At 75.8% G+C, this 19,712-nt stretch carries 21 protein-coding genes and 1 pseudogene; 9 read left to right on the top strand and 13 right to left on the bottom strand.

Going from position 1 to position 19,712, the window contains the following annotated elements; all coding sequences use genetic code 11:
• The first annotated feature begins 53 nt into the window (after window positions 1–53).
• Window positions 54–818, top strand: a complete 765-nt coding sequence (locus tag ACFYUY_RS22715) for a TioE family transcriptional regulator (protein ID WP_387902944.1) — start codon at window positions 54–56, stop codon at window positions 816–818.
• 133 nt (window positions 819–951) lie between these two features.
• On the opposite strand, the gene ACFYUY_RS22710 is transcribed toward ACFYUY_RS22715, so the two are convergent.
• The 3 genes from ACFYUY_RS22710 to ACFYUY_RS22700 all read right to left on the bottom strand — a co-directional run bounded on the left by ACFYUY_RS22710 (window position 952) and on the right by ACFYUY_RS22700 (window position 5,619).
• Window positions 952–3,969 (bottom strand): hypothetical protein, encoded by a 3,018-nt coding sequence (locus ACFYUY_RS22710; protein WP_387902941.1) that lies wholly within the window; start codon window positions 3,967–3,969, stop codon window positions 952–954.
• Window positions 3,970–4,155: 186 nt separating this feature from the next.
• A complete protein-coding gene (locus tag ACFYUY_RS22705; protein ID WP_360216815.1) occupies window positions 4,156–4,818 on the bottom strand; it encodes a TMEM175 family protein in 663 nt (220 codons plus the stop codon).
• 135 nt (window positions 4,819–4,953) lie between these two features.
• Window positions 4,954–5,619, bottom strand: a complete 666-nt coding sequence (locus tag ACFYUY_RS22700; RefSeq protein ID WP_387902938.1) for a TetR/AcrR family transcriptional regulator — start codon at window positions 5,617–5,619, stop codon at window positions 4,954–4,956.
• Window positions 5,620–5,726: 107 nt separating this feature from the next.
• Between ACFYUY_RS22700 and ACFYUY_RS22695 the strand changes: the two genes are divergently transcribed.
• A complete protein-coding gene (locus ACFYUY_RS22695; protein ID WP_387902935.1) occupies window positions 5,727–7,277 on the top strand; it encodes an MFS transporter in 1,551 nt (516 codons plus the stop codon).
• Between the two features lie 85 nt (window positions 7,278–7,362).
• On the opposite strand, the gene ACFYUY_RS22690 is transcribed toward ACFYUY_RS22695, so the two are convergent.
• Window positions 7,363–7,848 carry a DUF427 domain-containing protein gene (locus tag ACFYUY_RS22690; protein WP_360216806.1) on the bottom strand — a complete coding sequence of 162 codons (486 nt, stop codon included), beginning with the start codon at window positions 7,846–7,848 and terminating at the stop codon, window positions 7,363–7,365.
• Between the two features lie 243 nt (window positions 7,849–8,091).
• On the opposite strand from ACFYUY_RS22690, the gene ACFYUY_RS22685 reads away from it, so the two are divergent.
• The 3 genes from ACFYUY_RS22685 (at window position 8,092) to ACFYUY_RS22675 (ending at window position 11,039) form a co-directional block, all read left to right on the top strand.
• Window positions 8,092–9,636: a cryptochrome/photolyase family protein gene (locus tag ACFYUY_RS22685; protein WP_360216803.1), complete on the top strand. Its 1,545-nt coding sequence runs from the start codon at window positions 8,092–8,094 to the stop codon at window positions 9,634–9,636.
• Window positions 9,637–9,752: 116 nt separating this feature from the next.
• Window positions 9,753–10,313: a hemerythrin domain-containing protein gene (locus ACFYUY_RS22680; RefSeq protein WP_360216800.1), complete on the top strand. Its 561-nt coding sequence runs from the start codon at window positions 9,753–9,755 to the stop codon at window positions 10,311–10,313.
• 81 nt (window positions 10,314–10,394) lie between these two features.
• A complete protein-coding gene (locus ACFYUY_RS22675; RefSeq protein WP_387902931.1) occupies window positions 10,395–11,039 on the top strand; it encodes an HAD-IIIA family hydrolase in 645 nt (214 codons plus the stop codon).
• Window positions 11,040–11,080: 41 nt separating this feature from the next.
• On the opposite strand, the gene ACFYUY_RS22670 is transcribed toward ACFYUY_RS22675, so the two are convergent.
• Both ACFYUY_RS22670 and ACFYUY_RS22665 read right to left on the bottom strand, forming a co-directional pair.
• On the bottom strand, window positions 11,081–11,863 hold the full coding sequence (locus tag ACFYUY_RS22670; RefSeq protein WP_360216795.1) for a GAF and ANTAR domain-containing protein: 783 nt from the start codon (window positions 11,861–11,863) through the stop codon (window positions 11,081–11,083).
• 10 nt (window positions 11,864–11,873) lie between these two features.
• Entirely contained in the window at window positions 11,874–12,596 is a 723-nt protein-coding gene (locus ACFYUY_RS22665) for a GAF and ANTAR domain-containing protein (RefSeq protein WP_360216792.1), read from the bottom strand.
• A gap of 239 nt (window positions 12,597–12,835) precedes the next feature.
• Here ACFYUY_RS22665 and ACFYUY_RS22660 point away from each other — a divergent pair, with 239 nt between their 5' ends.
• The 3 genes from ACFYUY_RS22660 (at window position 12,836) to ACFYUY_RS22650 (ending at window position 14,757) form a co-directional block, all read left to right on the top strand.
• Window positions 12,836–13,723 carry a Rieske (2Fe-2S) protein gene (locus tag ACFYUY_RS22660; RefSeq protein WP_360216789.1) on the top strand — a complete coding sequence of 296 codons (888 nt, stop codon included), beginning with the start codon at window positions 12,836–12,838 and terminating at the stop codon, window positions 13,721–13,723.
• Window positions 13,724–13,799: 76 nt separating this feature from the next.
• Entirely contained in the window at window positions 13,800–14,456 is a 657-nt protein-coding gene (locus tag ACFYUY_RS22655; RefSeq protein WP_387902928.1) for a HemK2/MTQ2 family protein methyltransferase, read from the top strand.
• On the top strand, window positions 14,440–14,757 hold the full coding sequence (locus ACFYUY_RS22650; protein WP_387902926.1) for a CDGSH iron-sulfur domain-containing protein: 318 nt from the start codon (window positions 14,440–14,442) through the stop codon (window positions 14,755–14,757). Before ACFYUY_RS22655 ends, ACFYUY_RS22650 begins: the two co-directional genes overlap by 17 nt.
• On the opposite strand, the gene ACFYUY_RS22645 is transcribed toward ACFYUY_RS22650, so the two are convergent.
• The 7 genes and pseudogenes from ACFYUY_RS22645 to ACFYUY_RS22615 form a co-directional block, all read right to left on the bottom strand.
• The gene (locus tag ACFYUY_RS22645) at window positions 14,677–15,726 is read right to left on the bottom strand and encodes an iron-containing redox enzyme family protein (protein WP_387902923.1); all 1,050 of its coding nucleotides are present in this window, start codon (window positions 15,724–15,726) and stop codon (window positions 14,677–14,679) included. The two genes, ACFYUY_RS22650 and ACFYUY_RS22645, sit on opposite strands and share 81 nt — an antisense overlap.
• The gene (locus ACFYUY_RS22640) at window positions 15,723–16,070 is read right to left on the bottom strand and encodes a hypothetical protein (protein WP_360216777.1); all 348 of its coding nucleotides are present in this window, start codon (window positions 16,068–16,070) and stop codon (window positions 15,723–15,725) included. The genes ACFYUY_RS22645 and ACFYUY_RS22640 overlap by 4 nt, the downstream gene beginning before the upstream one ends.
• Window positions 16,067–16,780, bottom strand: a complete 714-nt coding sequence (locus ACFYUY_RS22635; RefSeq protein ID WP_387902920.1) for a hypothetical protein — start codon at window positions 16,778–16,780, stop codon at window positions 16,067–16,069. Before ACFYUY_RS22635 ends, ACFYUY_RS22640 begins: the two co-directional genes overlap by 4 nt.
• A 490-nt stretch (window positions 16,781–17,270) precedes the next feature.
• A pseudogene (locus ACFYUY_RS22630) lies at window positions 17,271–17,402 on the bottom strand (ANTAR domain-containing protein); the annotation flags it as partial.
• A gap of 100 nt (window positions 17,403–17,502) precedes the next feature.
• On the bottom strand, window positions 17,503–17,826 hold the full coding sequence (locus tag ACFYUY_RS22625) for an STAS domain-containing protein (RefSeq protein WP_360216771.1): 324 nt from the start codon (window positions 17,824–17,826) through the stop codon (window positions 17,503–17,505).
• 121 nt (window positions 17,827–17,947) lie between these two features.
• Entirely contained in the window at window positions 17,948–18,154 is a 207-nt protein-coding gene (locus ACFYUY_RS22620; RefSeq protein ID WP_360216768.1) for a hypothetical protein, read from the bottom strand.
• Between the two features lie 175 nt (window positions 18,155–18,329).
• On the bottom strand, window positions 18,330–18,518 hold the full coding sequence (locus ACFYUY_RS22615; protein ID WP_360216766.1) for a hypothetical protein: 189 nt from the start codon (window positions 18,516–18,518) through the stop codon (window positions 18,330–18,332).
• Window positions 18,519–18,748: 230 nt separating this feature from the next.
• On the opposite strand from ACFYUY_RS22615, the gene ACFYUY_RS22610 reads away from it, so the two are divergent.
• Complete coding sequence (locus ACFYUY_RS22610) at window positions 18,749–19,702, top strand: TIGR03557 family F420-dependent LLM class oxidoreductase (protein ID WP_387902915.1); 954 nt, start codon at window positions 18,749–18,751, stop codon at window positions 19,700–19,702.
• The last annotated feature ends 10 nt before the right edge of the window (window positions 19,703–19,712 follow it).

Raw genomic sequence — 19,712 nt, 5'->3', positions numbered from 1 at the left:
AACGGTATCGTTGAAGCTTCGGTTGAGACTTCTCGGTGAGATCGGCCAGGTGGATGGGCTCCAACCCTCAAAGCGGTGATCGGCTTCGGCCGGTCGATCTGGCGCGTGCGCACGGGCTGTCGACGCAGGCGGTCAGGAACTACGAGGAGGCCGGCATCCTCCCGGCCGCCGGTCGCACGCCCACCGGCTACCGCACCTACACCGGGCTGCACGCGCAGGCCCTGCGCGCCTTCCTCGCCCTGGTGCCCGGGCACGGCCACCGGACGGCTGCGGCGATCATGCGGGCCGTGAACGAGGGCGGCGCCGACGAGGCGCTGCGTCTCGTCGACGAGAGCCACGCCCAGCTCCTCGAGGACCGCCGGACCCTTGAGGCGGTGGAGAGCGCCCTCCGCGGCCTGGGCCCCCTCGGGGCAGAACCCGGGGCAGAACCCGGGGCTGGGCCCGGGTCCGGGCCGGGCCGGGCGTCCGGACCCGACGGCACGTTCATCGGGCCGCTGGCCGGCCGGCTCGGGATCCGGCCCGCGACCCTGCGCGCCTGGGAGCGCGCCGGGCTGGTGCGCCCGCGCCGCGACCCGCAGACCGGGTACCGCGTCTACCGCGAGGCCGACGTCCGGGACGCCCGGCTGGCCCACCAACTCCGGCGCGGCGGCTACCTGCTGGAGCAGATCGCCCCGCTGATCGCCCAGGTGCGGGCGGCCGGCGGGCTGGAGCCGCTGGAGGCCGCCCTGCACGACTGGCGCGAGCGGCTGTCCGCCCGCGGGCGGGCGCTGCTGTCCGGCGCCGCCGAACTGTCGGCGTACCTCCGGGCGCAGGGCTGAGGGGGCGCACGGCCGAGGAGACGCATGGCCGAGGCTCCGCTCGCGGGCGCCCGGGCCGGTCTCCGCGCCGACGCGAAGGGCGCCCTCCCGATCGCCGTGCGGCGGTCGGGAGGGCGCCCGGTCGGACGGCCGGTCAGCCCCAGTTGCCGACCAGCGGGACGTCACCCGCGTTGCCGAACTTCTTGCTGTAGATCACCAGGTCCGAGTTCTCCGCGGCGCCGTAGAAGCCCTGGTCGCCGGGCCGGTAGACGCCGATGCTCTCCTTGCCGGTGCCGTCCCAGTCGCCCTTGATCGGGATGTCACCGGGGTTGCCGAACTTGATGCCCGGTCGCACGTGCTCCGTCTGGTTGGAGTCGTTCAGGTAGAAGACCTGGGTGTCCGGGTCGTAGACGCCGACGGTGGTGGTGCCGTTGCCGTCCCAGTCGCCGACCAGCGGCTTCCAGCCCGCGTTGCCCAGCGGGATGCGGTACTTGACGGTGGAGTTGTCGTCGGAGAGGTAGAAGGTCTGGTCGCCGGGCCGGTAGACGCCGACGGTGGTCCGCCCCTGCCCGCTCCAGTCGCCGACCAGGGGGATGTCACCGGGGACGCCGAACGGGAAGGTGGCGGCCACGGTGGCGTTGTCGTTCGACAGCTGGAAGGTCGCGGTCTCGGGGTGGTAGACGCCGATGGTGTCGGTGCCCGGGCCGTTCCAGTGGCCGGTCAGCGGGACGGCGTTCCCGCCGCCGCCGAAGACCGTCCGGCCGGTGAACCAGCCGTTGTGGGCGGCCTCGCCGAAGCTGGCGTCCGCCTTGCGGTACACGCCCACCGAGGCGGGCGCCGGCCCGGGCGTGGCGTTCACCACGGCCCTGCCGATCCGCTGCTGCGCGGCGACGGTCAGCGGCACCTTGGTCGGCTGGTCGGGGCCGAGCCAGCGGAAGTTCTGCAGGTAGACCACGCGCGGGTCCTGCGCGGCGATCGCGCGGTACTCGGCGTTGAACGCCGCGACGTCGGCGTCGGTCCGGTCGGGGTAGCAGTTGTCCGCGACCTTCTCCTGGTTGGTGGACTCCGGGAAGAGCATCAGGTGCTGGTCCGGCGAGGAGAGGAAGGTCTTGAGGTTCGCCAGCCGCGGCTGGATCTCGCCCCGGCCCACGCAGTAGTAGTCGAACCCGACGATGTCGACGACGGACGGGATCGGCGCCGTCTGCTCGGCGTTCCAGTGGTCGAGGCTCATGATCAGCATCTTGTCCGGGAAAGCGGCCTTGATCTGGGCGGCCTGAGTCTGGACCTGTGCGGGGCTCAGCCCGTGCGAGTAGGCCTCGTCGCTGAGGTCGACGGCGGCGATCTTGTCGAGGTTCGGCCCGATCCGCTTCGCCAGGTCGAGCAGGTTCTGCGCGGCGCTCGGGTTCGGGTCGAAGCGCCAGGAGTCGTCCGGCCGCGGGAGCACCGTCTCCTGGTTGAGGTCGATCACGCAGGAGGACGGCAGGCACTGGTCCAGGAAGTCCAGGCGCGGGTCCCGGTCGCGCAGGTAGGTGTTGAGGTTCGTCCACGACGCCACCTCCGGCGCGTGGTTGACGCTGAAGTTGGGGTCGTTCGGGTCCCGGATGTCGAAGTACCCGTAGTAGCCGAGCCCGCCCAGCATGGAGACCCGCAGGTCGTCCACGGTGGTGACCTGGCCGGCCGCCGAGTGGTGGGCGCCGAGCGAGACGTAGCCGTCGCGGGGCAGCTGGGCGGCGGTGCGGCCGGAGAAGACCGTCGCGCCGTTGACCGTCACGGTCGCCCGCTGCTTGTCGCCGGTCGCCAGCGCGACCGACACCTCGTAGGAGCCCGCCGCCGGGACGGCCGGCAGGGCGGTCGGCGTGCCGCCCTGGAGGAGCGTCAGCCCGCCGTCGGCCTGGACGCGCAGGCCGAGCGCGACGTCCTCGGCGTCCACGGCGCCCGTGCCGCCCGAGGCGTTGCTGACGGCGAGGGAGGCCCAGTCCTGGCCGGAGGTGCTGCCGACCACGGGCGTCAGGGCGGCGTGCACCGTGTAGGCGCCGGTCGGGACGTCCGAGGTGGCCGGCTTGTTCAGACGGACGGCCGCGGTGCCCTTGGGGAAGGACAGCACGTTCGGGTTGGCCGGGCTGTTGACCTGCACCGAGCCCGCCGGCGGGGTGAGGGCCAGGCCCCGGACGCCCGAGACGGCGGTGTAGTCGGCGGAGATCAGGCTCGGCTGGCGGGCGCTGAGGTCCTGGTTGAGCCCGGAGTCGGCGGTGGCGTTGGGCGCGCCGTCGAAGGTGTCGACCAGCGGCTTGGCGCTGCGGATGGCGCCGGTGTCCACCCTGCTGACGTTCAGGCCGTGGCCGGCGCCGTCGCCGAAGGTGGTGACGCGGTCCTCGGTGGAGAGGTAGGCGCCGAGGTAGAGGAACTCGCTGCCCGGCCAGCGGGTCACCCCGGCCGGCGCGGAGACGGTGAACGGGGTGCCGTTCACCGTCAGGGTGAGGGCGCGGTCGGCCCCGGTGGAGACGGCGAGGGAGACGGCGTACTGCGCCGTGGGCGCCACCCTGCCGGTCCAGAACGGGGTCTCGCCGCCGTGGAAGAGGGCGAGCTCGCCGCCCGAGGTGACGGTCAGGCCGAGGTCGACGTCGCCGCCGGTGACGTAGCCGGTGCTGCGGTGGCTGCGGCTCAGCACGATCGAGCCCCAGTCCTTGCTGACGGTGTCACCGACGACCGGGTCGATCACCGTCGAGACGGTGTAGTGGCCGGTGGCGTCCGCGACGGCCGGCGCGCCGAGCATGACCGCGGAGACGCCCTTGGCGAACAGCAGCTTGTTCGGGTGGTTCGGGTGGCTGGTCTGGACGAACCACTGGGCGGGTGCGGCGGTGGTGTCCCACCGGCCGGAGACCCGGGTGTAGGAGATCCCGTGCTGCCCGGCCGGGGGCGACTGCCGGGCGTCGATCCCGACGTTCAGCCCGTACATCGGGTCGGTGTCCTGGGCCGGGTCCAGCTGGAAGGTGTCCGCGAAGGCGCGGGTGGAACCGAGGTCCGCCGGCACCGGCCCGGACCCGTCACCGACCGGTGCGCCGACCGGGGCGGCGGCCGCCGTGGTGGGGGCGAGGCCTGCGGGCAGCAGCGCCAGCGCGAGCGCCGAGGCGCCGGCCAGTAGCCCGCGGCCCAGGCGTTGAGTGAGTATCACCGAGTCTTCGTCTCCCGGTCGTCGAATCGGCGGCGCGGGCGTGCGTCGCCGAAGGGAGCGGACACGGCAATGCCCGAGCAGCTCAACGGTCTTCCCCCCGGATCGCGATCATAGGGGGTGGATACGAACGGCCGTGCGGGGCGTCGGACGCGGCGGTCCACCGCGGGGCTCGGGAGGACCGGGCCGTCACGCGCTCGCGGCGCGGGCGGGGGCGAGCTGGTCGAAGCAGTAGTAGACGGCCAGGGCCGCGTGGGTCGCGAGCATCGCGACGGGGCTGACGTAGGCGAGCCCGATGGTGGCGGCGTAGCAGAGCCCGCCGGTGCCGAAGCGGCGCAGCGCGGCCCGGAGGGCCTGCGGCGGGATCGGGTGGTGCAGGGTGCGGGCGTCCCGCGTGAAGGAGAGGAAGAGCAGGGAGAACGCGACGCCCATGGCGAGCATGGTGGCCGCGTAGAGGGCGGCGGCGGTGTGGGCGTCGTCGTGACCGGCCGTCAGGTACGCCGAGAGCATCCGCGTCGGGTACGGGATGACGGAGACGGTCAGCAGCAGGAAGAGGTTGGCGAACAGGGTGCGGCGGTCGACCCGGTCGGCGAGGACGCACATGCCGTGGTGGTTGATCCAGATGATGCCGATCACCAGGAAGCTGACCAGGTAGGCGAAATAGGCCGGCCACTGGTGGGCGAGCGCGGCGGCCAGCGACTCGCCGTGGAGGGTGTCGGGCTCCGGGACGCGGAGGTCCAGGACGAGCAGGGTGATCGCGATCGCGAAGACGCCGTCGCTGAAGGCCTCCAGGCGGGAGGTGCTGAAGCCCTCCGGCTGCCGTGCGGCCGTGCTGTCGGTGGCGTCGGTCATGCGGGCTCCACGGTCTCCGGGGCGGGGTCTCGGGACGGTCCGGCGGGCAGGCGGCGCACCCGTGGATGCCGGCCGGCCCCGGGTCCCGGGTGGAGTGTACGGCTCGCGGTCACAACCCCCGGTCAGAGCTCGCGGTCAGAGCCCGCGGGCGACGGTGGCGAGGACGGTGTCGGCCGCCAGGCGGCGTTCGTCCTCGGGCAGCTCGCGCAGGGGGCCGTCGACGAGCAGGGCGGAGAGGCCGTGGACGGCGGACCAGGCCGCGTAGTGCGCGCCGGGGCGGCGTTCCGCCGGCACGGCGCCGACCGCGACCAGTTCGTCGAGCTGACGGCCGAGCAGGACGTACGGGTCGGTGGTGTCGGCCCCGGCCCCGGCTTCGGTCCCGGATCCGGCTCCGGAGGGCGGGTCGGAGCGTCCGTCAGCCTTGGAAGCGGCACCGGGGTGGGCGGTGGCGCCGGAGAAGGCCGTGCGGAACCAGCCGTGTTCGGTGGTGGCGAAGTCGATGTACGCGCGCCCGATGGCCTCCAGCCTGGACCAGGCCCGCTGGACCGGGTCGTCCTCCCGGACCTCGGCGGTGCGCCGGAGCATCAGTCGGCCGAGCTCGGTCATGCAGCCGGCCGCGACGGCGGCCAGGAGGTCCTCCCGGTCGGCGAAGTGCCGGTAGGCCGCGTTGTGGGAGACGCCGACCCGCCGGCCGACGGCGCGCAGGACGACGGCCGAGGGTCCGCCCGTCCGGGCCAGGGCGACACCCGCCTCGACCATCGCCTCGCGCAGCGCCCCGTGGTGATATGCCCGCTTTTCCACTTTTCCGACTCTTTTCCGCCGATATGTTGACAGTGTCCACCGCGAGTGCCACGGTGGCAAGGAGAGCATGTTCCCGATGTCAACATGCACGGCGGATGGAGTCCCCGATGCCCGCCTCCCCCTCGCGACGGCCGCTGCTCGTCCTGGCCACGGTCTGCCTCGCCGCCTTCGCGATCAACCTCGACACGACCATCGTCAACGTCGCCCTGCCCGACCTGAGCCGGCAGCTCGGCGCCGGCACCCGCGACCTCCAGTGGGTCGTCGACGGCTACAACCTCGCCTTCGCCACCCTGGTCCTCACCGCCGGCTCGCTCGGCGACCGCTTCGGCCGGCGCCCCGCCCTGCTGCTCGGACTGGCCGGGTTCGCCGTCACCAGCGTGCTGGGCAGCGCCGCCGGATCCCCGGGCCCGCTGATCGCGGCGCGCTTCGCGATGGGCGCCTGCGCCGCGGTGATCTTCCCGACCACCCTGTCGATCATCACCAACACCTTCCCCGACCGCCGCTCGCGCGCGAAGGCCGTCGGCGTCTGGGGAGCCGTCACCGGCCTCGGCGTCGCGGTCGGGCCCGTCGTCGGCGGCCTGCTGCTGGCGCACTTCTCCTGGCCGTCGGTCTTCCTCGCCCTGGTGCCCGTCGCGCTGCTGGCGCTGGTCGCGGCCTGGCGGTGGGTCCCGGAGTCGAACGACCCCGCCTCGGCCCGCCTCGACCCGGCCGGTCTCGCGGCCTCCTCGGCCGCCATCGGCGTCCTGGTCTACACGCTCATCGAGGCGCCGGACCGCGGGTGGAGCGCCCCGGCCAGCATCGCCGGCTTCGCCGCCGCGATCGCGCTGACCGCGGTCTTCGTCCGGATCGAACGCGGTCGCGCCCACCCGATGATCGACCTGACCCTGTTCCGCACCCCGGCCTTCTCCGCCGCGAGCGGATCCGTCACCGTCGCCTTCTTCGCCCTCTTCGGCTTCATCTTCCTCGTCACCCAGTACTTCCAGTTCATCCGCGGCTACGGCACCCTCTCCACCGGCGTACGGATCCTTCCCGTCGCCCTCACCATCGCCCTCGGCTCGATCGGCGGCGTCGCCCTCGTCGGCAGGCTCGGCACCAGGGCCGTGGTGACCACCGGACTGGTACTGCTGGGCACGTCCTTCGCCTGGATCTCCACCTCGTCGGCCTTCACGGGCTACCCGCAGGTCGTCGGGCAGATGGTGCTCATCGGCCTCGGACTGGGCCTCACCACCGCGCCGGCGACCGAGTCGATCCTCAGCGTCCTCCCGCCGGCGAAGGCCGGCGTCGGCTCCGCGGTCAACGACGCGACCCGCGAGGCCGGCGGCACCCTCGGCGTCGCCGTCCTCGGCTCGGTCTTCACCTCGCTCTACGCGAGCCACCTCACGACGACCGCCTTCGCCGCACTGCCGCCGCGGGTGGCCGCCGACGCCGGGCACTCGGTGGCCTCCGCCCTGGGCACCGCGGCGGCCGCCGGCCCGGACGGGCGCGGGCAGCTGCTGGACGCCGTACGGGCCGCGTTCATGGACGGGTTCCACGTGGCCTGCCTGGTCGCCGCCGGTGTGTGCCTGCTCGGCGCGGTCGCGGCCCGGCTCGCCCTCCCCGGCCGCGCTCCGCTGCACCCGGTGGTGGCGGTCCAGCCCGTCCCGGCCCACCGCGGGTAGCCGGCGCGCATGCCCGTGCCCCGCGTCCGGTGCGCGCGTCCGGAGTCCCAGCGGCTCCCGGGCGCGCGTTCGCCGGGCCCTCGCGTCACCAGCCCGCGGTGCCCGCGCCGCCCTTGAACGGGCCGGTGATCTCGCTGGTGATCCAGCCTCCGTAGAAGTCCCCCTCCTGGGCCAGCACGGCCTCCCCGTCGACGGTGCAGTCGTCCACCCGGCCCGGGTAGAACGCCAGGAAGTCGCGCAGCGCGCGGTAGCCGGGCAGCGGGTCCGGGTAGCTCCAGGCCGCCGAGGGCGCCAGCCGGGGCCCCACCCGCAGGTCCCAGTACCGGGCGAGGCCCTTCCACTCGCACACGCTGACTCCCCGGCCCTCCGTCAGCAGACCGGTGGCCACGTCGGCGGGCGGCAGGTAGTACACCGGCGGGTGGCTGGTCTCCAGCACCCGCAGTGCCCGGCTGCTGGACGCGACCAGCATCCCGGCGAACCGGACCTCGACCAGACGGCCGGGCACCGGCTCGACGGCCGGCGGGCGCGGGTACTCCCACACGGACTCGGTGCTCCGCCCTGCCGCCGCCATGCCACCCGTTCCCTTCCCGTATTGCCCCCCACCCGCCGTCCACCCTGCCGAGGTCGCACCGGCGGGAGCCACTCGCAGCGTTCGCGCAGCGTCCGAGGACGACGCCGCACGGACGCTGCACGAACGCTGCGAGTCGGCACCGGACCGGCCGGGAGCCGATGCTCTGACCGGCAGCGAACACGGACCCGACGAGGAAGCGGGGTCACCGATGGAACCGCAGGACGCCGTACCCGGACGGCCCGCGTGAGCGCGCCGCGACCGCACTGGGTCTTCGGCGACCAGCTCGGCCCGCACTTCCTCGCCCCGGGCGCGGGCGGGACGGGCGCGGACGGCACCGGCGAGGACGGCCCGGACCGGGACGCGCCGGTCCTCATGATCGAGGCCCGCTCCGTGCTGCGACGCCGGCGCTTCCACCGGGCCAAGGCCCACCTGGTGCTGTCCGCGATGCGCCACGCCGCCGAGGCCCTGGGAGACCGGGTGCACTACGTGCAGGCGGAGACCTACCGGGAGGGCCTGGCCCGGGCGGCCGGCCGGCGCCGCCTCACCGTGTGCCATCCCACCTCCCGAGCCGCCCTCGGCCTGGTGCACGGCCTGCCCCGGGTCACCGTGCTGCCGCCGCGCGGCTTCCTCGTCCCGTTCGCCGACTTCCGCCGCTGGGCGGGCGAGCCCGGGGAGCGACGCCTGCTGCTGGAGGACTTCTACCACCGCGTGCGGCGCGCCGAGCACCTGCTGCTGGAGCCCGACGGCACCCCGGCCGGGGGCCGCTGGAACCTCGACCGGGACAACCGGGAACCGCCGCCCAGGGGCGCGTCCACGCTCCCGCTGCCACCGCCGTTCGAACCGCAGGAGGACGAGATCGACGCCCGGGTGCGGGCCGACCTGGACCGCTGGGAGCGCGCCGGCGAGGTCGCCTTCGTCGGCCGGGACGGTCCGCGCCGCTTCGCCGCCACCCGCGCGGAGGCCGAGCAGGCCCTCGCGCACTTCGTCTCCCACCGCCTCGCCGACTTCGGCCGGTTCGAGGACGCCATGCTCCACGACGACCCGTGGATGGCGCACAGCGCGCTGTCCGTCCCGCTCAACCTCGGCCTCCTCGACCCCGGCGAGTGCGTGCGCGCCGCGGAGGAGGCGTACCGGGCCGGGCGGGTGCCGCTCAACAGCGCCGAGGGCTTCGTGCGCCAGATCGCCGGCTGGCGCGAGTACGTGTGGCAGCTGTACTGGCACTTCGGGGAGGGCTACCGCGACGCCAACCGCCTCGGCCACCACGAACCGCTGCCCGCCTGGTTCCGCGACCTCGACGCCGGGGCGGTCACCGCCCGCTGCCTGGCCCGCGTCCTCACCGAGGTCCGCGACCACGGCTGGGTGCACCACATCCCCCGGCTGATGGTGCTCGGCAACTGGGCCCTGCAGCACGGGTGGGACCCCCGCGAGCTCACCGACTGGTTCCACCGCTGCTTCGTCGACGGCTACGACTGGGTGATGGCCGCCAACGTCATCGGCATGTCCCAGTACGCCGACGGCGGTCTCGTCACCACCAAGCCGTACGCCGCCGGCGGCGCCTACCTGAACCGGATGAGCGACCACTGCCGGCCGTGCCGCTACCGCCCCACCGAGCGGCTCGGCGACCGCGCGTGCCCGTTCACCACCGGCTACTGGGCCTTCGTCCACCGCCACCGGGACCTGCTCGCCGCCAACCACCGGACCGCCCGGGCCGTCGCCGGACTGCGGCGCCTGGACGGCCTCCCCGAGGTCCTCGCCGCCGAACGCACCCGCGGCCAGTCCCCACCGTGACCGGTGGGCCGCTCCCCCACCCCGATCCGTTCGCCAACGGACGATTGACCCGGGTGCGGAACGGGCAGCCGCCCCGTCCACCGGTTCCCCCACTTTCCAGCCGGACGGAGACCACCATGGACGGCGCGGACGGATTCCCGGGCAGGCTGCACACCGAACACCGGGCCATCGAGGCCCTGCTCGGGAGGCTGGACGGCGAGCGCGACCACGGCGCTCCCGCCCCCGACGAGGACCTGCACCTGCTCGACGCGCTCCGGCGGCTGCTGGAGCCGCACCTGGCCGCCGAGGACGCCCACCTCTACCCGCTGGTCCGTCGCTGTCTGCCGTCCGGTGCCGCGCTCGCCGACGCCGCGGCCACCAGTCACGCGACGATCCGCCGGCTGCTGGAGCGGGCGACGGACGGGCTGCTGCCCGCCGCCGGCCGGCGACGCGCCGCCGCCTCGCTGTCGACCGTCCTCCGCACCCACCTGCGGGGCGAGGAGGAACGGCTCTTCCCGGCACTGCGCGCCCGCGCCGCACCGCGCGACCTGCGGCGGTGCGGCCGCGGACTGAGCGACGGCCGCCGGGCGCGGCCGGACGCACCGGTGTGGGGCCTGCCGCCCGGCACCGGGGCGATCGCCGCCGTCCGGGACCACCTCACCGGCCACGACACGTCCGAGCGGGGGCACTCCCCCTGATCCGGGCCGCCCGTGACCGGGTCCCGGCAGCCCGCCCGCGCCGGCCGTTTGGCACTCCGCCCGGCGGCAACCCGCAGGAGTATGGCCTACCTCGGAGAACCCGTACCGACCGTTCCGCAGCCCCGCCTCCCGGACGGGCCCACGGACCGGCCGGGGCCGTGGCTGTTCACCCGCCCCTGCCCGGCCCCGGCCGACGGACCGGCGGGCGCCGTGCTGTTCGGCCGGGACGGCACCCTCCTGCAGGACGTCGTCCGCAACGGCGACCCGGCGATGGTCCACCCGATGGCGGGGATCCGGTCCGCGCTGACCGCACTGCGCGGGGCCGGCTTCGCCCTCGGCGTGCTGAGCAACCAACCGGGCGTGGCCGCCGGCCTGCTCGGGCGGGGCCAGGTCGAGGCCGTCCAGACCCGGGCCGAGGCACTGCTGGGCCCCTTCGACGTCTGGGCTGTGTGCCCGCACGGCTCGCACGCGGGCTGCGCCTGCCGGATGCCCGCCCCGGCCCTGGTGACGGCAGCCTCCCGGGCGCTCGGCCTGCCGCCGTCCCGCGTCACGGTGATCGGGTCCAGCGATGCGGTGATCGCCGCCGCGCTCGCGGCCGGTGCGCACGCGATCCGGGTCCCCGAGGCGGCCCGGCGGCCCGCCGCGCCGTGCCCGCCCTGCACCCTGACGGTCTGCCGGGCCGCCGACGGCCCCGAGCAGGCGGCGAGCCTGCTGCTGCGGCACTGACCCAGGCCCGTTCGGGCCGACGGTGGGCGGGGCGGCCGCCGTCAGCCCGCCAGCACGACGGCCGGGTCGACGTGGCCGTCCACCAGCGCGCGAGCCGCGTCGGCCAGGCCGGTGCCGCTGCGTCGGGCGTGCGAGCGGAGCACCTCGAAGGCGGTGTCCATGTCCAGTCCGCCGGCCTCGGCGAGCACGCCCTTGGCCCGTTCGACGGCGCTGCGGTCGACCAGGGCGGCGCTGATCTCCTCGGTCGCGGTCTGTTCCCGCCCGTAGCGGCGGTGCAGGAGGGCGAGGTCGGCGAGGGGCTGCACGACGTCCGGGCCGTCCCGGCCGTCCTGGCCGTTCCGGGCGGGATCCGCCCCCGGGCGGTCGTCGAAGACGTTCAGCGCGCCCACCGTCCGCCCGCCCAGACGCAGCGGAAGAGCGCGCACCGAACGGAAGCCGAGGTCCAGCGCCCGCGGGACGAACCGGGGCCAGCGGGACCGGGCCGCGTCGAGGTCGGCTTCGACGACGGTTTCGCCGGTACGGTGGCAGTCCAGGCAGGGCCCTTCGCCCGCGGCGATCTGCAGGGCCTCCAGCCTGCGCACACGGTCGCTGGAGTAGGCGATGTCGCGCAGCGTGCCGTGCCGGTCCGCGACGACCAGACCTGCCCCGGCGGCCCCGCTGAGCCCGTGCAGACCTCGGTGAGCCGGTGCAGGAACTCGACGGTGTCGTAGCCCGGCCCGGTCAGCGTCCCGGTGAGCCCGGCGAACGCCTCGTTCACGCGGGCCTCGCGCGTCATGACCGACTTCCTCTCCCCTCCAGGCCAGGCTGCGCCCACGTTCCGCCACCGGTCATCCGTCATCGGTCCTCCTCCGTGAACCGCAGCCGCCTCCGCACCACGTCGCGCGCGACCCCGTCGATGTCCCGGTCGTGCGCGAAGGCGTGCCCGCGCAGCCGGTCCAGTGCCTCCTCCGCGGAGACGCCGAGCTGCACCATGACCATGCCGACCGCCTGGTCCACCTCGACGCCGTCGAGCGGCGGATCGTCCAGCCAGGGCTGGACCGGCGAGCCGTCGGGGGCCGACACGAAGGACCCGACGATGGCGAGGGTCACGCTGGTCGCCGCCACCTGGATGTCGGCGATCTCCGCGACGCCCGGCACACCGGGTGCGGTGCGGTAGAGGCTCAGTACCCCGATGCTGGCGGATCCCAGGTGCAGCGGGGCGGCGTAGGCGCCGCGAAGCCCCCGGCTCGCTGCGGCGGCCAGGTCGGCGACCAGCACCGGCCAGCGGACCTCCGCGGCCGAGAGGAGGTCCGCGACCACCACCGGGCGCCTGCCACGGAAGGCGTCCACCCCGGGGCCCTCCCCGAGACTGAACTGCCGCTCCTCCATCCGGCGGGCCCGGTCGTCACTGGCCCAGATCCCGGCCCGGTGGCCGGTGTCGGCCATCAGCGTGATCGCGGCGGAGTCCACGGCCAGGGCCTCGACGCAGGCGGCGCAGAGCCGCTCCGGCACCGACGGCCGGCCCGGTCCGTTGACGGCCTCGGCCATGATCTGCGCGATGCGCGTCAGATCGGCCATCTCCGCGCCTCGTTCTTCTGTCGTCTCCCCGCCGCCCTCGGGCGGCGGCCGACGTCACGGTGGCCACGTCTCCTGACCGCGGCAAGATCACCGCAGTATAGGGACCCCGGGCCCGGGCGGCCGCGCCGTGACGGCCCACATGCCGCACCGGCCCGTGCATCGCTGCGCGTGTACCCGGATCCACCCGTGGTACACCGGGCGCCGGGTTTGACGACGCCCGGTCCGGCTAACCGCCCGGTATGGACACCACACCTCTGCACACCCGACCGTGGTCCCGACGGCTGCGCGGCGCGTTGGACGCCCCGGAACACTGGGAGGTCCTCGACGTCCCGGCCCGGCCGCTCGCCCAGGCGGTCGAGGCGCTGCCGCTCGGACCGTACCGGGACGCCCTGCACGGCGTCTGGCTCGGCCACCCGCTGCACCCCGTGCTGATCCAGCTGCCGATCGGCTTCTGGTCCTCCGCGGCCGTCCTGGACTTCGTGCCGCACGGGCACCGGCCCGCGGACGCCTTCGTCGCGCTCGGTCTGCTGACCGCCGGGCCGGCCGCCCTGGCGGGCTGGGTGGACTGGTCCCGGCTCGACCCGCCGCGCCGGCGCACCGGCCTGGTGCACGCCCTGAGCAACACCACCGGGGTGCTGCTGTACGCCGGTTCGATGCTGGCCCGCTGCCGCGGGCGGCGCGGCCGCGGCCGGCTGCTCGCCCTGGCCGGGCTCACCGCCCTGTCGGTCGGCGGCACGCTCGGCGGGCACCTGGCGTACCGGCAGGCCGCCGGCCCGGACCGGGCCGCCGCGGTGCCCGGGCTGGCCCCGGCGGACTGGATCGGACTCGGCCCCGTCGACGACTTCCCGCCCGGTCAGCCCGTGCAGCGGACGGTGGGCGAGCTCGGCGTGGTCGTCGTGCGCGACGGCGGGGACTTCCACGTGCTCGCCGGGCGCTGCTCCCACCTGTCGGGCCCGCTCGCCGAGGGAACCGTCGCCGACGGCTGCCTGCACTGCCCCTGGCACGGCAGCGAGTTCCGGCTGCGCGACGGCGAGGTGGTGCGCGGCCCGGCGACCGCGCCGCAGCCGGTGCTGGAGACCCGGGTGCTCTCGGGGCACCTGGAGGTGCGCCGGCCCGGCGCGGCCTGACCGCCAGGTGGGTCCGGTCAGGGCGCGGGGCCGCCGCGGCAGGTGTGAAGGCCGCCGGCCCGGGCAGCCGCCCGGCATGTTGTTGATCAGACCGCCGGGCGTCTATCCGCCCCAGGGGGACACCGAACTCCTCGCCCACTGCGTGCGCCGGGAGCCGCTGGACGGCTCCAGCCGGGTGCTCGACCTGTGCACCGGGACGGGCGCCGTCGCGCTCGCGGCCGCGCGCCGCGGGGCCCGGGTCACCGCGGTGGACGTCTCCACCCGGGCCGTGGCCACCGCCTGGTGCAACACCCGGCTGCACCACCGCAGGGTCCGGCTGCACCGGGGGGACCTGCTCGCCCCGGTGGCCGGGCAGCGCTTCGACCTCGTCACCGCCAACCCGCCCTACGTCCCGGCGGGCCCCGGCCGGGACGGTCCCGGCCGGGGCGCCGCCCTCGCCTGGGACGCCGGACCGTACGGCCGGCTGGTGCTGGACCGGATCTGCCGGACGGCCCCGCGGGTACTGACCCGCGGCGGCGTCCTGCTGCTCGTCCAGTCCACGCTGGCCGACGTCCCGGCGACCCTCGCGGTGCTGCGCGCGGCCGGGCTGCGGGCCGACGTGGCGGCCCGGCGGTGGCAGCCCTTCGGGCCGGTGATGACGGCCCGGGCCGGGTTGTTCGAGCACCTCGGGCTGATCAGCCCGGGCGAACGCGAGGAGGAGCTGGTGGTGGTGCGCGGTGTCCGCGGGTACTGACCGGGAGGCCGTCCGGGTGGTCGTGGTCCCGGGCGGCCCGCTGCTGGTCGAGGGGCCGGTGGAGGTGGTCCTGCCGGACGGCACCGTCCGGGTCTCGGAGCGGCCGGTGGTGGCGCTGTGCGCCTGCCGGCGCAGCCGGACGTACCCGTTCTGCGACACCAGCCACCGGCGGCACCGCCGCCCGGACCGCGACCCGGCGGCGGACGGCGGCGGTGGCGGTTCAGCCGCGGGCGGCGGCCGGGCCGGGCAGGGTGGCCGGGTCGGGCAGGTCGGGCAGGTCGGGCAGGTCGGGCAGGGGTGAACGCAGCGACGACCGCCCGGACCGCCAGCACCCGAGCAGGTGCTCCGCGAAGCGGCCGTCCACGACCTCCGCGGCCGCGATGCCGAACGCGACGTCCTGCGCCGTCTCCGGCTCGGCGGACACCAGTTCCGCGATGACGCCACGGCGCACCAGCTGCTCGTGGACGGCGTCCGCCTCGACGTGCTCCCGGTAGAACAGCGTGCCGTCCGGGCCGCCGCCCAGCCGGTCCAGCGCGGCGGCCAGCCGGGCGGCGCCGGGCGAGGAGGTGATCTCGATGGCGGCGAACTGCCCCACCGCCGCTCCGCGCAGAGCCCGGTGCAGACCGAACAGCGTCATCAGGTTGACCACCGCCAGCGAGGACGCGGGGACGAGGTCCAGGTAGTGCCGGTAGGCCGGGTCCAGCCCGAAGGCCGCCATCATGCGGGCGAACAGCAGCGCATGGGCCCGCTCGGGGCGCCCGGCACCGTACTCGTCGAAGGTGATCGCCATCAGCACCGCCTGCGCCGGGCCGTGGATCCGCGGCAGCAGCCACAGCTGCGGGTCGGCCTCCTTGAGGTGGTAGAGCGACCGGTGCACCAGGTACTCCCGGGCCTGGGTGCGGTCACCCGCGGCCAGCAGGTGGTGCGAGGGGCCGGTGCCCCCGGCGGGCTCCAGCAGCAGCCGTTCCAGGGCCTCCGGCAGTGGTGGTACGGGCTCCGCCGCGGCGCGCACCGCCGCGAGGAAGGGGCGTTCCAACGCCCTTCTCAGCATGAGGAGTTCGGGCTCCCACTCCCACCCGGGGTGGACGCCCGGCAGGCCGCGGTCGTGGAGTTCGTAGCAGAGGAAGAGCGCGAGCTGGTGGTCCTCGCCCCAGGGGTCGTCGAACGGCCCGGGCGGGGCGAGCAGCCGCCCGGCGCCGGGCGGCCCGGCGGTCACCAGGCCGAGCACCGCCGCCGACAGCGGACCGCGCGGGCGCAGCGGGCCGCTCATCGCCCGCTCCCCGGGCCCGCCGCTCCACCGACCCGGCCCCCGGCTCCGGTGCCCCGGCCCTCGGCGCAGGCGCAGAGCACGGCGAAGGCGATCGCGAGGGTCAGCGCCCAGCAGCCGGTGAAGGCCCACAGCACCGGCGCCGCCGAGGTCCGCAGGCCCGCGGTCAGCAGGCCCAGCGACAGCAGGACCAGCCCGAGGACGGTCCGCGGCCGCACGCCCCGCATCATGTCCCAGGCCCGGCTGCGCAGTCCGAGGCCGAACCCGCGCAGCCGCGCGTCGAGGGCGCGGTCCCGGCGCAGTTCCCGTTCGATCCCGAGCAGCACGTCCCGCTCCTGTGCGTTCACCCTGTCCTCCTCGTACGGCCGTCCCCCGGCGCGTCCCCCCGGGTCCTGCGGGCGGGTGCCCCGGAATCGCGGGAACTAACGCCCCGGGAGCCACTACCGCCCCGGGAGGCGGGCGGCCAGGCGAAGCAGCCGAGACCCGCCAGCCGCTGCGCCCCGCCGGGACCCGCCGCGTGCTCCGCGGCGCCCTCGCCGGGCCGCCAGGTGAGCAGCACTCCGTCCAGGAAGGGCGCCGCCCGCAGGGCGGTCGGCGCGGTGCTGCCCGTAAGGCCCTCGACCCGCCCCTCGTAACCGACACCCGTCGCGGCGGTGTCCAGGATCCGGCCGAAGGCGCCCGCGGTGACCAGCCCGGGGTGCAGCTCGCTGAGGCGCCGCCCGACCAGCCGGCCCGTCGCGGCCTCCCGGCCGGCCGCGGCGTTGGCGAGCCCGACGCGCAGGTCTCCGACCGCACCGCCGGTGACGCCCTCGCGGACGGCGGAGAGCCCCAGGACGGGCTCGAACACGGCGTCCAGCACGGCCCGGAACCAGTACTCGCCGCCCGGGACGACCAGGTCCGGCTCGCCACCGCCCGTGGCCGTCACCCGCACCAGGTGCTCCGCCACCAGCCCGGCCAGCGCGTCCACGTAGCGGGCGGCCGCGCGGGCCCGGCGGAGCGGCTCCCGCCAGCCGAGGCCCATCGCCCCGACGGTCCGGTCCCCGCGCCTCAGCGGCACGGCGCAGACCGTACGTCCGGGCACGATCCGCCCGCGCACGGTCCCGTCCACCCCGGGCGGCCGCCCGTCGCCCTCCTCGGCGCCGGACTCCCAGACCGGGCCGCCGCCGTGGGCCGCCGTGACGAGGGGCGCGCCGGTCTCCGGCGGGATCCGCCTCCACTGGCTGACCCGGCGCCTCGACCCCGTGGCTGCCGGCCAGGGCGAGCGCGCCGTCCGGCTCCAGCAGGCCCAGCACCACCGCGACGACGCCGAGCGGCCCCAGGGCCACCTCGTGCACCAGGCGGGCCGGTTCCTCGGGGGTGTCCGCCCCGGCGAGGGCCGAGGCCGCCAGGTGGTAGCGGGCGGCGAGGCCGGGCACCGGGGTCAGCGGCCCGGGCCCGGGGGGGACCGCGGCGGGCGCCCGTGGCCGGGCGGCGACCGGGTCGGGGCCGGGGGCCGGGGCGTCCCCGCCGAGGTCCGCGATCGGTGCGGCCAGGCCCACCAGGGCGGCGGCGATGTCCACCAGCCGCCGGTTGGAGTCCTGGGAGAGCTGCACCAGGTGACCGAAGGCCTCGTCGGGGGTGCAGCCGAGCCGCTCGGTGAGCATCCCCTTGGCCTGCTCGATGACGCCGCGGGTGCGCATCGCCCGGCGCAGCCCGTCGGCCTCGGCGCGCAGCCGCTCGACGGCCTCCCGCAGCACCGCGCCGTCGTCGGGCCGGGCCGCTGCGCCGGGGTCGCGGTGCTCAGGCACAGGCCGCCGCCACGTCCGGGTAGGTGCGCAGCAGCGCCGAGACGCCGCTGAGCTCGATGACGTCCTGCACCCTGGGGCCGACGCAGGCGAGTCGGATCGCGCCGTCGCCCTCCCGTGCGCGCCGGGCGGCGGCGATGAGGACGCCGAGGCCGGTCGAGTCGACGAAGGGCACGGAGGCGAGGTCGATCACCACCCTGGTCGCGCCGTCGGCGACGAGGGCGTCGAGGAGCAGGCGCACTTCCTGCGCCGTGTAGTCGTCGAGGTCCCCGCTGAGCGGGACCACCGTCCAGCCGTCGACCTCCGGGAAGTCCTTCATCCGGACCGACCGTCCTCAGTTCCCGGCCGCATCCGGCCGCTTCTCGGCCCCCGCCCTCCAGGCTAGGCCGAGAACGCCCCGGGCAGCGGCGCGCGGGGGTGGCGGAACCGGCCGGCCCCGGTCAGCTACCGGCCGTTTCCCCGGCCGCGTCGTCCGCGTCGCCGTCTCCGGCGAGCGCTGCCTTCTGGTCCGCGACGGACGTGCCGGCCCGGACGGTCTTAACGGTCTCGACGGGCGTGGGCTCGTCGGGCTGCTCGCGCCCGGCGGGCGGGTCGTCGTCGTGGTGCAGCGGGACGCCTCCGGAGCCGCCCTGCGGTGTGTCCTCCATGATCGTTCCTCCTCAGGTCCGTCGGCCCCGGCCTTCGAGTCGGAGCCCGTGCTGGGCCGGGTAGCGGGCGCCGTGGCCGACACCCGGCCAACGGCGGCCGGGCCGGTGGCGAACCGGCCGCCGGACGGCGCGCGAGGGCCCCGGGCGGGGGTCGTGCACGGCGCCCGCGGCCCGGTCAGTCCTCACCGAGGACGGCGTAGGTCTCCGCATCGTCGCGCTCCCTGCTCTCGTCGGTCGAGGCGCCCGACGGGCGGGGGCGGGCGGGCCCGCCGGCCTCGGACCGGTCGGCCGGCCTGCCGGCATCGGGCCGGCCGGGGGTGCTGACGGCCCGGGCCGGGCCACCGTCACCTTCGCGCGCGTCCATGGACCGTCACCTCCGGGTGTGGCGCCCCGGGCGGGCGCCTCGGACCGAACCGGCTACCCGGCGGCGCGACCGACAAACGACGACGTGGTCCGGGCACCGGGCGCCGGCACGGTGCGAGGAGCCAGCGCGGCGGGAGCCGTCGAGGTTTCGGCGCACGCGCCCCGGTTAGCCGCTCCGGCGACGGAACCGGGGACGTCGACGACCGAGGTTGACATGCGAGTGAGGCTGACATGACCGAATTCGGCTACTTCCTGTCCTGCGAGGAGTTCACCCCCGCCGAGCTGGTCGAGCAGGCGCGGCTGGCCGAGCGGGCCGGCTTCACCCGGCTCGCGATCTCCGACCACTTCCACCCGTGGAACGACGCCCAGGGCAGCAGCCCGTTCGTGTGGGGCGTCATCGGGGCGCTCTCCCAGGCGGTCCCGCTGCCGGTGACCACCCTGGTGACCTGCCCGACCGTCCGGTTGCACCCGGCCGTCACCGCCCAGGCGGCCGCGACGGCGGACGTGCAGCTGGCGGGCGGGCTGCGGCTCGGGGTGGGAACCGGGGAGGCGCTCAACGAGCACGTGCTGGGCGACCGCTGGCCGCCGTACGAGGTCCGGGCGGAGATGCTGGCGGAGGCCGTCGCGGTGCTGCGCGAGCTCTTCACCGGCGGGCTCGTCTCCCACCGCGGCGCGCACTACACGGTCGAGAACGCCCGGCTCTACACGCCCCCGAAGGACGGCCGACTGCCCGTCTACGTATCGGCGTTCGGACCGAAGGCCGCCGAAACGGCGGCGGAGTTCGCCGACGGACTGGTCACCATGGGCCCGGACACCGAGCTGATCGGCCGCTACCGGGCGGCCGGCGGCCGCGGGCCGGTGGTCGGCGGGCTGAAGGTCTGCTGGTCGGCGGACCGCGAACGGGCGGTGGAGACGGCCCACCGGCTGTGGCCGAGCGAGCTGCTCCCCGGCGAGCTCGCCCAGGTGCTGCCCACGCCGCGGCACTTCGAGCAGGCCACCGAGCTGGTCACCGAGGAGATGGTCGGCCAGTCGGTCACCTGCGGGGACGACCCGGAGGAGCACCTCGACCGGCTGCGCTCGTACGTGGGGGCGGGCTTCGACGAGGTCTACGTCGGCCAGATCGGCCCGGAGCAGGAGGGCTTCTTCGACTTCTACCGCGAGCAGATCCTGCCGCAGGCCGCCTGACTCCGGTGGG

It is taken from the genome of Kitasatospora sp. NPDC004745, assembly GCF_042873275.1.
Classification (GTDB): Bacteria; Actinomycetota; Actinomycetes; order Streptomycetales; family Streptomycetaceae; genus Kitasatospora.
This window is presented reverse-complemented; position numbering and strand designations above follow the sequence as displayed.